Source organism: Sulfurimonas lacustris (genome assembly GCF_059705355.1).
The window spans coordinates 1,566,726-1,578,809 of the sequence record NZ_AP046125.1 but is presented as its reverse complement, the minus strand read 5'-3'; the positions used below and the strand labels follow the sequence as shown (position 1 = coordinate 1,578,809).

At 36.3% G+C, this 12,084-nt stretch carries 15 protein-coding genes; all 15 read left to right on the top strand.

Annotation, left to right across the window (positions count from 1 at the left end):
- A complete protein-coding gene (locus tag AC6H4V_RS08205; protein WP_428729288.1) occupies positions 1–519 on the top strand; it encodes a F0F1 ATP synthase subunit B in 519 nt (172 codons plus the stop codon).
- Entirely contained in the window at positions 520–1,053 is a 534-nt protein-coding gene (locus AC6H4V_RS08200) for a F0F1 ATP synthase subunit delta (protein WP_428729289.1), read from the top strand.
- 21 nt (positions 1,054–1,074) lie between these two features.
- Positions 1,075–2,592, top strand: a complete 1,518-nt coding sequence (gene atpA / locus AC6H4V_RS08195) for a F0F1 ATP synthase subunit alpha (protein WP_428729290.1) — start codon at positions 1,075–1,077, stop codon at positions 2,590–2,592.
- A gap of 9 nt (positions 2,593–2,601) precedes the next feature.
- Entirely contained in the window at positions 2,602–3,489 is an 888-nt protein-coding gene (atpG, locus tag AC6H4V_RS08190) for an ATP synthase F1 subunit gamma (protein ID WP_428729291.1), read from the top strand.
- 11 nt (positions 3,490–3,500) lie between these two features.
- A complete protein-coding gene (gene atpD, locus AC6H4V_RS08185) occupies positions 3,501–4,895 on the top strand; it encodes a F0F1 ATP synthase subunit beta (RefSeq protein ID WP_428729292.1) in 1,395 nt (464 codons plus the stop codon).
- A 16-nt stretch (positions 4,896–4,911) separates the two neighbouring features.
- Positions 4,912–5,304, top strand: a complete 393-nt coding sequence (gene atpC, locus AC6H4V_RS08180; RefSeq protein ID WP_428729293.1) for an ATP synthase F1 subunit epsilon — start codon at positions 4,912–4,914, stop codon at positions 5,302–5,304.
- Positions 5,305–5,313: 9 nt separating this feature from the next.
- On the top strand, positions 5,314–5,880 hold the full coding sequence (locus tag AC6H4V_RS08175) for a MotA/TolQ/ExbB proton channel family protein (RefSeq protein ID WP_428729294.1): 567 nt from the start codon (positions 5,314–5,316) through the stop codon (positions 5,878–5,880).
- A 3-nt stretch (positions 5,881–5,883) separates the two neighbouring features.
- Positions 5,884–6,276 carry an ExbD/TolR family protein gene (locus AC6H4V_RS08170; RefSeq protein WP_497606436.1) on the top strand — a complete coding sequence of 131 codons (393 nt, stop codon included), beginning with the start codon at positions 5,884–5,886 and terminating at the stop codon, positions 6,274–6,276.
- Positions 6,269–7,033, top strand: coding sequence for a TonB C-terminal domain-containing protein (locus AC6H4V_RS08165; protein WP_497606435.1), 765 nt, complete (start codon positions 6,269–6,271; stop codon positions 7,031–7,033). The genes AC6H4V_RS08170 and AC6H4V_RS08165 overlap by 8 nt, the downstream gene beginning before the upstream one ends.
- 14 nt (positions 7,034–7,047) lie before the next feature.
- On the top strand, positions 7,048–8,298 hold the full coding sequence (gene tolB / locus AC6H4V_RS08160) for a Tol-Pal system protein TolB (protein WP_428729297.1): 1,251 nt from the start codon (positions 7,048–7,050) through the stop codon (positions 8,296–8,298).
- Between the two features lie 72 nt (positions 8,299–8,370).
- A complete protein-coding gene (locus AC6H4V_RS08155) occupies positions 8,371–8,901 on the top strand; it encodes an OmpA family protein (protein ID WP_428729298.1) in 531 nt (176 codons plus the stop codon).
- 11 nt (positions 8,902–8,912) lie between these two features.
- Positions 8,913–9,839 carry a tetratricopeptide repeat protein gene (locus tag AC6H4V_RS08150; protein WP_428729299.1) on the top strand — a complete coding sequence of 309 codons (927 nt, stop codon included), beginning with the start codon at positions 8,913–8,915 and terminating at the stop codon, positions 9,837–9,839.
- A 44-nt stretch (positions 9,840–9,883) separates the two neighbouring features.
- Complete coding sequence (locus AC6H4V_RS08145) at positions 9,884–10,396, top strand: FKBP-type peptidyl-prolyl cis-trans isomerase (RefSeq protein ID WP_428729300.1); 513 nt, start codon at positions 9,884–9,886, stop codon at positions 10,394–10,396.
- Positions 10,338–11,135 carry a Fis family transcriptional regulator gene (locus tag AC6H4V_RS08140; protein ID WP_497606434.1) on the top strand — a complete coding sequence of 266 codons (798 nt, stop codon included), beginning with the start codon at positions 10,338–10,340 and terminating at the stop codon, positions 11,133–11,135. The genes AC6H4V_RS08145 and AC6H4V_RS08140 overlap by 59 nt, the downstream gene beginning before the upstream one ends.
- A 9-nt stretch (positions 11,136–11,144) precedes the next feature.
- Positions 11,145–12,083 carry an ACP S-malonyltransferase gene (gene fabD, locus AC6H4V_RS08135; RefSeq protein WP_497606433.1) on the top strand — a complete coding sequence of 313 codons (939 nt, stop codon included), beginning with the start codon at positions 11,145–11,147 and terminating at the stop codon, positions 12,081–12,083.
- Position 12,084 lies beyond the last annotated feature (1 nt).

Genomic DNA, 12,084 nt, shown 5'->3' with positions numbered 1-12,084 from the left:
GTGAGTAGAATTTTAGTATTTATGCTAATGATATCAACATATGCATTGGCATCTAGTGGAAGTGCAGAGCATGCAGACACTGATATTGTCCAGAGAACAGTAAACTTTTTACTCTTTGCTGGACTTATTTGGTATCTCGTTGCTGAGCCAGCAAAAAGCTATTTTGCATCCAGAAGCAATGCTATTGCTGATGAGATGAAAAAAGTTCAAGACAAGTTAAAAGAGTCTGTTTCTTTGAAAAAAGAGGTTGTAGCGAAGGTGAGTGCGGCTGAAAAATTTGCCGAAGAACTAGCAATCAATTCTAAAAAAGAGAATAAGATTTTAAGCGACACAATTATGGCGCAGTGTGATGCTGATATGGAAGTAATGGCAAAACAGCAAGCTGTGCTTATGGAGTTTGAACAAAGAAAAATGGTTAGAAACGTTGTTGAAAATATATTAAGTGATGTTTTAAGTCAAAGTGATGATTCATTTGATAAAGAAGCTATGGCAAATGTCATCTTAAAGAAGGTGGCATAGATGGAAGAGTTGATTGCAAAAAGATATCTAAAAGCCATAAAACAACGTTCTAGTGCACAAGCGATAGAAGATATAGCTTTGATATTTTCTGTTTTAGCTAAAGCATTTGATAATGAGAAATTCAATCAAATTATCAATAATCCAGACGTGAGTAGAGATCAAAAGTCAGAGATTTTATTAACAGCAGTTAAATCAGCGGGTTATAAAGATGTTGAAAACCTAATCAAACTACTTGCTCAAAACAATCGTATCTCTATTATCCCTGCAATAGCAGAAGTAATGAGAAAAGATATTGCTCAAACAAAGAAAATTTATAATGGTATCGTATATAGCGATAGCACTATAGATTCGAAAGTTATAGAAGATTTGGGCAATGGGCTAGGCGGCAGATTTGATTCTAAAATATCATTAGAGTTTGTCAAAAATGACTTTACTGGTATAAAAGTAGATGTTGAAGACCTTGGAGTAGAGATTAGTTTCTCAAAAGCAAGAATCAACAGTCAAATGATAGAACATATTATAAAAGCAATTTAACTTCATGAGAGGAGATGTGTAGTGGTAGCAAAAATTCAAGCTGATGAAATCAGCTCAATAATCAAAGAGCGTATTGATAACTTTGAACTAAGTGTTGATATTAACGAAACAGGTAAAATCGTTTCATATGCTGATGGTGTTGCACAAGTTTACGGACTAAGCAATGTTATGGCTGGTGAGATGGTAGAGTTCGAAGAGGGTACAAGAGGTCTCGTTATGAACCTAGAAGAGAGCACGGTTGGTGTTGTTATTCTCGGGGTTGGAGCGATGTTGAAAGAGGGTATGTCTGTAAAAAGATTAGGTCGTCTTCTTCGTGTTCCTGTAGGTGATGCACTTCTTGGTCGTGTTGTCAATGCACTAGGCGAGCCAATCGATGGAAAAGGTCCAATTGAGACAACTGAAACTCGTTTCGTTGAGGAAAAAGCTCCTGGTATTATGGCTCGTAAATCTGTTCACGAACCTTTAGCAACTGGTATTAAAGCAATTGATGCTCTTGTTCCAATTGGTAGAGGACAAAGAGAACTTATCATCGGTGACCGTCAGACTGGTAAGACAACTATCGCATTAGATGCTATTATCAACCAAAAAGGTAATGGCGTTGTATGTATTTATGTTGCTATTGGTCAAAAAGAGTCAACAGTTGCACAAATCATTCGTCGTTTAGAAGACCACGGTGCTATGGAGTACACAATTATTGTTTCTGCTACTGCATCTGAGGCAGCAGCACTTCAATTCTTGGCTCCATATACGGGTGTTACTATGGGTGAATACTTCCGTGATAGCGCTAGACATGGTCTTATCGTATATGATGATTTAAGTAAACATGCAGTTGCATACCGTGAAATGTCACTTATTCTTCGTCGCCCTCCAGGTCGTGAAGCATATCCAGGTGACGTTTTCTATATTCACTCTCGTTTACTTGAGAGAGCTGCAAAAGTTTCAGATGAAAGAGGTGCCGGTTCTTTAACTGCTCTTCCAATTATTGAGACACAAGCAGGTGACGTTTCAGCATATATTCCTACGAACGTTATCTCTATTACAGATGGTCAGATTTTCCTTGAAACTGAACTCTTTAACTCAGGTGTTCGTCCAGCGATTAACGTTGGTCTTTCTGTTTCACGTGTTGGTGGTGCTGCGCAAATCAAAGCTACTAAACAAGTTGCAGGAACACTTAGACTTGACCTTGCTCAGTATCGTGAACTTCAAGCATTCGCTCAGTTTGCATCTGACTTGGATGAGACATCTCGTAAGCAACTTGAACGTGGTCAAAGAATGGTTGAAGTTCTTAAACAGCCTCCATTCTCACCACTTTCTGTTGAGAAACAAGTTCTTATTATTTTCGCTGGAAACGAAGGTTTCTTCGATGATATGAATCCGTCGAATGTTGTTCGTTTTGAGTCTGAATTGTATCCATTTATTGAGGCTTCATATCCTCAGATTTTTGAAAATATCAGAAGTACTGCTAAAGTAGATGATACTACAAATGCATTGATGAAAAAAGCACTTGAAGAGTTCAAAGCTAGCTTTATAGTAGCGTAAGGATAACTTATGGCAAACTTGAAAGATATTCAAAGACAGATTAAAAGTGTTTCTAACACTGAAAAGACAACTCGTGCAATGAAGCTTGTGTCAACTGCAAAACTTCGTCGTGCAGAAGAGCTTGCAAAACGCTCTCGTCTTTATGCTGCAAAAATGAATCAGGTAATTGCCGAAATTGCTGGACGTATTAAATGTAACAAAGTTGGTGGAATTGACAATCGTTGTTTTGTAGAGATTGAAAATCCAAAAACGGTTGACATTGTTTTTGTAACGGCTGATAAAGGTTTATGTGGTGGTTTTAATATACAAACTATTAAAGCTGTTAAAAAACTCTTGTCAGAATATAAAACAAAAAATGTAAAAGTACGTTTACGTGGAATCGGTAAAAAAGGTATTGAATTTTTTAAATATAATGAAGTTGAACTTTTTGATTCAGTTGCAAATCTCAGTTCAAAACCTGATAAAGAGAGATCTGATAGCTTTATTGTCTCTTCAATAGAAGACTTTAAAGAGGGCAAGATAGATGCTCTGTATCTTGTTTACAATGGTTACAAAAACATGATAACACAAGAGTTGCATGTTAATAAAGTTTTGCCTGTAGATGCATCTCAGTTTGAATGTACAGAAGCAGAAAAATCTATGCTTGAAATAGAATCTCAAGATGAAGAGAAAATGCTCGATTCATTAGTTGACAGGTATGTTCAGTATGCAATGTACTACTCGCTAATTGATTCAGTTGCTGCTGAACATAGTGCGAGAATGCAAGCGATGGATACAGCAACGAACAATGCAAAAGAGATGGTTAAGTCACTGAAGGTTGAGTTTAATAAAGCTAGACAGGCAGCTATTACTACAGAACTTATAGAGATTATAAGTGGTGTGGAGTCTATGAAATAATGGAGAATAATATGATTGGTAAAATTAGCCAGGTTATGGGCCCGGTTGTTGACGTTGATTTTGATGGTTATCTTCCGATAATTAACGAAGCAATCGAAGTTAATATAAATTTAGAAGGTACACAAACTCGTTTAGTACTTGAAGTTGCAGCGCATTTAGGTGATGGTCGTGTAAGAACGATTGCTATGGATATGAGTGAAGGCCTAGTGCGCGGTATGGACGCAGTAGCTACTGGAGCACCTATTAAAGTTCCTGTTGGTGAAAAAGTACTTGGACGTATCTTTAATGTTATCGGTGAGACGATAGATGATGGTGATCAAATAACTGACGCTCCAACGTGGTCTATCCACCGTCAACCTCCAAAACTTGTTGAGCAGTCAACAAGAACAGAGATGTTTGAAACTGGTATCAAGGTTGTTGACTTACTAGCACCATATGCAAAAGGTGGAAAAGTTGGTCTTTTCGGTGGCGCCGGTGTTGGTAAAACAGTTATTATCATGGAACTTATCCACAACGTTGCGATGGGTCATGATGGTCTTTCTGTATTTGCAGGTGTTGGTGAGAGAACGCGTGAAGGAAATGACCTTTACCATGAGATGAAAGAGTCAAACGTACTTGACAAAGTTGCGCTGTGCTATGGTCAGATGAGCGAGCCTCCTGGGGCACGTAACCGTATCGCGTTAACAGGTCTTACTATGGCTGAGTATTTCAGAGATGAAAAAGGTCTTGACGTGTTAATGTTTATCGACAACATTTTCCGTTTCGCACAGTCTGGTTCTGAGATGTCTGCACTTCTTGGACGTATCCCTTCAGCTGTTGGTTACCAACCGACACTTGCTCGTGAGATGGGTGCTCTTCAAGATCGTATTACATCAACTAAAAATGGCTCTATTACATCTGTTCAAGCTGTTTATGTTCCTGCGGATGACTTAACTGACCCTGCTCCGGCTTCTGTTTTTGCTCACTTAGATGCGACGACAGTTCTTAACCGTAAAATTGCGGAAAAAGGTATCTATCCTGCGGTTGATCCATTGGATTCATCTTCAAGACTACTTGATCCACAAATTTTGGGTGAAGAGCACTATAGTGTTGCACGTGGTGTTCAGCAAACTCTTCAAAAATATAAAGATTTGCAAGATATTATTGCGATTCTTGGTATGGATGAACTTAGTGAAGATGATAAAAATGTTGTTGAACGTGCTCGTAAGATTGAGAAGTTCTTATCACAACCATTTTTCGTTGCCGAAGTATTTACAGGTTCACCTGGAAAGTACGTTTCATTAGCAGATACTATCAAAGGATTTAAAATGATTCTTAGTGGTGAATGTGACCATATGCCAGAAGGTTCTTTCTATATGGTTGGCGGTATAGATGAGGCAATTGAAAAAGCTCAAAAAATGAAGTAATTCATAAAGGACTGACATGGATAAGTTAAAACTTGAAATCCTAACTCCTAATGGTGTCATCTATAACGGTGAAGCTCTTAGCGTAACTCTTCCTGGTGAAGAGGGCGAGTTTGGGGTTCTTGCGGAACACTCTTCTTTGACTACACTGCTTGAAGCAGGTGTAATTGATATAGAGAAAGAGGATAAATCAGTCGAATCAATTCTTATCAACTGGGGCGTAGTTCAAGTTGATGAGAAAAAAGTTATTGTATTAGTTGAGGGTGCTGTAGCGATTCGTGGTGATAGTGAGAGTGCAGTTGCAAAAGCACTTAGTGATGCTAAAGAACTCATCGAATCTATTAAAGATAACAACCCTGCGATTGCTACTGTTAGTGCAAGATTAGAGTCAGCAGCTCAAAATTTACTCTAAACGCTACTGATGTTTAACGATATAATTGATTTTTATATTAAGAGCCACCCAGTTACTCTGGGTGTTTTGGTTCTTTTGGCAGTTTATTTTATAGTACTAAACTGGGTTTTCTTCTACAGATATTTTTCTCTTAATAATTGGCTTGAAACTGAAGGTAAATCACTAGAGAGTTTATTGATGGGTGCTTCAAGCGTGAGTCACCAATCTTTTTTAAATAACTTTCTCAAATCAACTTCTGGAATCAGTAAAGAGATACTCTCTCTAGGATTATCAGCAGCAACAAAAGAGTCAACAAAAGGGCTCTCAATACTTTCCATATTTGCATCTACCACTCCTTTTATTGGTCTTTTTGGAACAGTTGTTTCCATTTTAGATACTTTTACGCATATCGGTCAGACAAGTGGTGGAATGTCACTTATTGCTGCTGGAGTTTCGGATGCGCTCGTAGCTACGGCTGCTGGTATATTTGTTGCAATCTTTGCCTATACGTATCATCAAATTCTTAAGAGAAAATCGTATGAACTCATTAGTTTTCTTGAGATGCAAAGTGATGCTATTCAAGCAAGAAAAGCATAACCTATGGCTTATAATTGGGATGATAAACCCGAACTAAACATTACTCCCTTAGTGGATGTAATGCTTGTTCTCTTGGCTATTATGATGGTTATAGCGCCTAGTATGATTTATGAAGAGAAGATAAACCTTCCTCAGAGCTCAAAAACAAAATCTTTAGCAAAAATTCCTCCTGTTCATATAACGATAGATAAGAATAAGAATTTAAAAGTAAATAAAGATAATTTTGAACTACATGTTTTTATAGAAAATTTCTTTCTCTACTCTAAACAACTCGATCTTAAAGCAACAGTTTTGATTAGTGCAGATAAGAGTTTGGATTATGGCGTAGTCATGTCTGTATTGGCTACTGTAAAGCAGGCAGGTTTTGTAGAGGTCTCATTAGCAACGAATGGGTAACAAAGACTCTTATTTTTATATGAGTGGATTGATATCCATTTCACTTTTTCTTTTCTTTATGGCACTTTTTTTTGTTGGCATTATTATGTCTAATGACGTAAAGAGTTATGCTTTGCAAAAAGACGATCAAATCTCTATCTCTGTCAATATGGCAAATATTCAAGTTGATAACGTAAAAAAAAGTATTGAAAAGCCTGTAGAGAAAGAGGTTGAAAAGCCTGTCGTCAAAGAGGTACCAAAAGAAGAAGCGATAGTTCAAACGCAAAAAAAAGAGATAAATATCGACAATCTCTTTAGTCAAGTAACCACAAAAGATATAAAAAAAGATGATAAAAAAGTAGAAAAAGAAGTAGATAAGCGGGTAGCTCAGGAGCTTTCAAAAAAAAGCACAAAAGCACAAGAGAACCAAGTTGAATCTCTTGCTAGTAAAATGGAAAAAATTAACTCTCAAGTGAAATCTGACAAAGCGACTAAGGCTTCTACTGGTAGTGATGTAAATGAATATCGTGCTACAATTCAAGCTCTTATTTACGAGAATTTCTTTCCACCAGAGAATTCTCAGCAAAAAGTAGCTTTGGCTGTAATTGAGCTTGATGCATTTGGAAAAATGATTGATTTTAGGATTTTGACCTATTCAAATGATAGTTTGTTTGATAGTGAATGTGACAAAATCAAAAACAGATTGAAAACTGTTTTATTTCCAAAAAACCCTGACAATAAGTCGGGTACATATAAAATTCAGTTGATATCAGAGTAAAGAAGGAGTATATTGTGAAAATAGTTATTTCAATTTTATTAGTCATGGTTTCGTTATTTGCGAGTGATGCTACTATTGATGTTGTAAAGAAGGCAGATTCACTGCCAAGCATTGCACTTGAAGATGCTTCAGTGAGTTATGATACGACTTTTAAAAGCAAATTTTTTAAAACTATTGTTGCAGATTTAAATGTCTTGACAATTTTCAATGTTGAGAAATCATACAGAAATGTAAATTTTGATGCATCTGAAGTTTTGTATGAAAATAAAGATATGAACTATGTTTTGCGCTATAAACTAAGTCAAGATGATGCTCGTGCTTTTAATGTTGAGATGAAACTTATGCGTAGGGGAGAAGTCGTTCTTACTAAAAACTATAAGGTAAATAATCCTGATATCTATATGTTTGTAGCACATACTATGGCTTATGACGTCAATGAATTTATGGGTGAAAATCCTGTAGAGTGGATGAAAAGAAAAGTTATTCTCTCAAGAATGATTTCTCCACAAGTAAGTGAATTAGTTGTTGCTGATTATACATTGACATATCAGCATGTTGTTATAAAAGGTGGTTTTAATATTTTTCCAAAATGGGCAAATAAAGAGCAAAGCGCATTTTACTATACTTCACTAGCTGAAAAAATACCAACATTAAAATATATAGATTTAAAAACTGGAAAAAGCAGAGTTATAAAATCATCAGATGGAATGATGATATGTTCTGATATTAACGAAGATGCTTCAAAGCTGCTCTTAACAATGGCTCCAAGTGGTCAACCTGATATCTACTTATATGATGTCAAAACTCAAGCAACGAAAAAGTTAACTAACTTTGGTGGTATAGATGTAGGTGGACAATTTTTGGGTAACGACAAAGTTGTTTTTGTCTCTGATAGATTAGGTTATCCAAATATATTTTCGCTCAGTATTGCCTCTGGAGCAGTTGAACAGATGGTCTATTATGGAAAGAGCAACTCAGCTTGTAGTGTGCATGGAAAATATATTGTTTATAAAGCAAGAGAGAGTTCAGAGTCTTTCTCAGGCAATACATTTAATCTTCATCTTGCATCAACTGATACTGATATGGTAAGAAGATTGACTGCTGTTGGTTTGAATGAATTTCCTAAGTTTTCAGTAGATGGTGATGCTATTATCTTTGTAAAAAATTATCAGTCTCAAAGTTCAGTTGGAATTATTAGGTTAAACCACAATAAAAACTTTCTTTTTCCACTACAAGTAGGTAAGATTCAATCAATAGATTGGTAAAATTTGATTAGTCTAAATAAAATTTAATTTTATTTAGATATAATTGCGCAAACTAAACACAAGGTAGTAAAAATGAAAAGTATCGTTCTCGCAAGTGCTGTAGCAGCACTTTTGGTTTTAAGTGGTTGTGGCGATAAAGAGCCTCAAGTAGAAGCTACTGATGCAGCTGTTGCACAGCAAGCACCAGTACAAGCTGCTTCATCTGTAAAAGCACCTGCAACTTCTGATGTATCAGAAACAGCAGCTGAATATATGGCAAGAATCGAAAAAGAGTTGAAATCAATCTATTTTGATTTTGATAAGTTCAACATTAAAGCAGATATGCAAGCAGACCTTTCAGCAGATGCATCAGTTGCTAACACTAAAGCAAGCAAATTCCTTGTAAAATTAGAAGGTAATTGTGATGAGTGGGGTAGTGATGAGTATAACTTTGCACTAGGACTAAAAAGAGCTGAGACAGTAAAAAAAGCATTAGTTGCTGAAGGTGTTGATGCTAATCGTGTTTCTATGGTAAGTTTTGGTGAGAGCAGCCCAACGTGTACAGACAAGACAAAAGAGTGCTGGGCACAAAATCGTAGAGTTGATTTCAAACTTCTACCATAATTAGCCATTAGATGAACTTTAAAGTAATTGCTTCCTTAGCAATCTTTCTGCCTTCGTATCTACTCAGTGCCGAGCCATCAGCGTTCGGTGCGGGTAATTTAAACAACCCTAATCCTTATGGTCTTTCTTCAACAGAAGAAACACTTCTTGAGACTAAAAAAAATCTTCAAAAAGTTGTTGTAAAAAGCAATAATCAAGCAAATGAAGTTGATTCACTCAGAGAGAGAATTGATGGATTACAGACTATTATTGAAACTATAAGCACTACAAGTCGTGAAAATAAACTCAAGTTAAAAGCACTCGAAGAAGAGCAAAAATCTGGTAGTGGTGCCAAAGGTGAATACAATCAGCGTGTAGCAGATTCAATCGAAGTAAATAGCAAAGAACTAGAGAAGATAAATCTTCAAATAGTAGAGATCTCTAAGCTTATTGATGAAATTAATAAATCTTACGTACGTAAAGAGGAATTTAATGCATTAGTAAATGATGTAAATAAGTTTAAAGATCTTTTAGCAAAAGAGCTAAAGACAGCTCCAAAATCAAAACAGGCTGATACTAAAGAAACAAAAGAGCTTTCTAATGCTGATTTAGAAAAAAAAGCCAAACAATTATATGATAAAAAAAACTATAAAGAGTCTATAGCAATCTATAAAGAGCTTATAGATAAAAACTATAAGCCTGCCAATGCTCACTATATGGCAGGAGAAATAGAGTACTATAGTAACAACTATGATGAAGCGATAGCATATTTTAAAAAGAGTGCAACTCTCCACGATAAAGCTACTTATATGCCAACGCTTCTACTTCACACCGCAATGTCTATGGAAAAAACTGGTGACAAGAAAAGTTCCCGTATGTTTTATGATGCTGTAGTTTCTCAATACCCACAAAGTTCGCAAGCTGACATAGCAAAAAAGAAGTTAAGCTCACTCAAATAATAGTTTGATAAAATCCGTAAATTAAATAAAAAGGTAGTCTTGCAATGGCAATAGAAAAAAATCAAATCGTTTCAATCGAATATGAAGTAAGTGATGGCGAAAAAGTTGTAGATAGCAACATTGGTGGAATGCCACTTGTGTTTATGTTTGGCAGAGGTCAGATTATTCCAGGACTAGAAAATGCAATTAGCAATATGTCTATTGGCGAAAAAGCAGAAGTTCTTGTAAAAGCAGAGGATGCGTACGGAGCGTATGAGGCAGAAGCAAAACAAGAAGTTCCCAGAGACCAGTTTGCAGGAATTGAGCTTGAAGTTGGAATGACGCTTTATGGACAAGGCGAAGATGGTGGTACTGTTCAAGTTGTTGTTCAAGACATAGGTGATGAGAGTGTTATTATCGATTTTAATCATCCATTAGCAGGAAAAGATTTGGTATTTTTAGTGGGAATTAATAATATCAGAGAAGCATCTACTGAAGAGATGATGAGTGGAATCCCTGTTGAAAACCAGCATGATGATTGCTGTGGCACTGGTGGTGGCACGGGTTGTGGATGCTAATTACATAACTGCTTCTGCCTCTTCGGCACAAGCATTTAAAACAGCTACTCTTTTAAAGACACTTAGTATTAACGCTCTCATAAGAGGTGAAACAGGTGTTGGTAAGAGTAGTTTGGCTCGTTATATACTTCCTGATGCACCTATCTTTGATGCGTCTAGTTATGATGAGTTACTACTTGCTCTTGAGAGCACAAATCAGGTTATTATTACTAACTTAGAAAATTCACCAAATATCAAAAAAATTTTAGATTTTGTAGTTGTCCATAATATTAGAATTATTGCAACGGCAGGGTATCTTTATAATCATGAGATGGTAGATAAAGTTTTTAGTATTAAATTAGATATTCCATCGCTCAAAGAGAGACCAGAAGATGTGGTTCTTTTGATACATAAGTTTATTAAAGAGGCTTCCTTGCTTTTTGGTCCAATGGAAACAGCGAAGTTTCATGAGATTAAACCAGATTTAAGCAGAAATTCTCACTCTTTGAGAAAGCAGATAATGATACACTATTTGCTTCAAAATATAAGTGAGAACGAGTTGATGGAGATTGTAGAAAATTATCTGTTTGAAAAACTTGGCTCAAATAGTGATTATAAAAACTTTTTACATCTTTTTGAAGTACCGCTGATTAATGCGGGGCTTCGAAAATTTAAATCACAACTACAGCTCTCTGATAAACTTGGTTTAAATAGAAACACATTAAGAAAAAAAATTGCAGATAATGAAAAATATTTCTAAAGGATGAAGATGAAAAAAATAGCGATGATTTTTGCAGGACAAGGTTCTCAAGCAACTGGCATGGGAAAAGATTTTTATGAAAACTCTGCCATAGCAAAAGAGATGTTTGAAGAGGCAGGAAAAAGAGTAGGGCTTCATTTTGATGAGCTTATTTTTGGTGAACATGATTTGCTCGGGCAGACTGCTTACACACAACCCTCTATACTTTTGATTCAGATGATAGCATATAGGCTTTTTAAAGAGAGATGCCCAGAACTAAAAGCTGAACTCTTCTTGGGTCACTCACTTGGTGAGTTTTCTGCTCTTTGCGCAAGTGGTGCTATTGGCTATGTGGATGCGGTTGAGCTTGTGCATAGACGTGGTCAGTTGATGCAAGATGCATGCAGTGATATAGAAGCCGGAATGATGGTTGTTATGGGGCTTGATGATGAAGCGGTTGAAAAGATTTGCTCCGATGCACAAAGTAATGGAAAAAAAGTTTGGCCGGCAAACTACAATCAAGATGGTCAGTTGGTTGTTGCAGGTATGAAATCAGATCTTGCTTCGTTAGAGCAGACATTTAAAGATGCGGGTGCAAAGCGCGCACTTTTGCTCAATATGTCGGTTGCAAGTCATTGTGAGCTTTTATCGCCCGCGCAAGTTCCGCTTAGAAGTTTAATGGAGAGTATGATAAGTGAAAATTTTGAAGCTCCTGTTGTCTCCAATGTAACAACAACTCCTTATGCAACGAAAAAAGAGGCAGTAGAGCTTTTAACCGAGCAGTTAATTAAACCTGTGAAGTATAAGCAGTCGATTTTAGCAATCGCTAATGATATTGATATTGCTATAGAGTTCGGAAATGGAGCTACACTCAAAGGACTCAATAAAAGAATTGCGCCTGATTTAGAGACATACACTATCTCTGATTTGAAATCTTTAGAAGAAGTTGTTGCGCTACTTTGCAAATAAG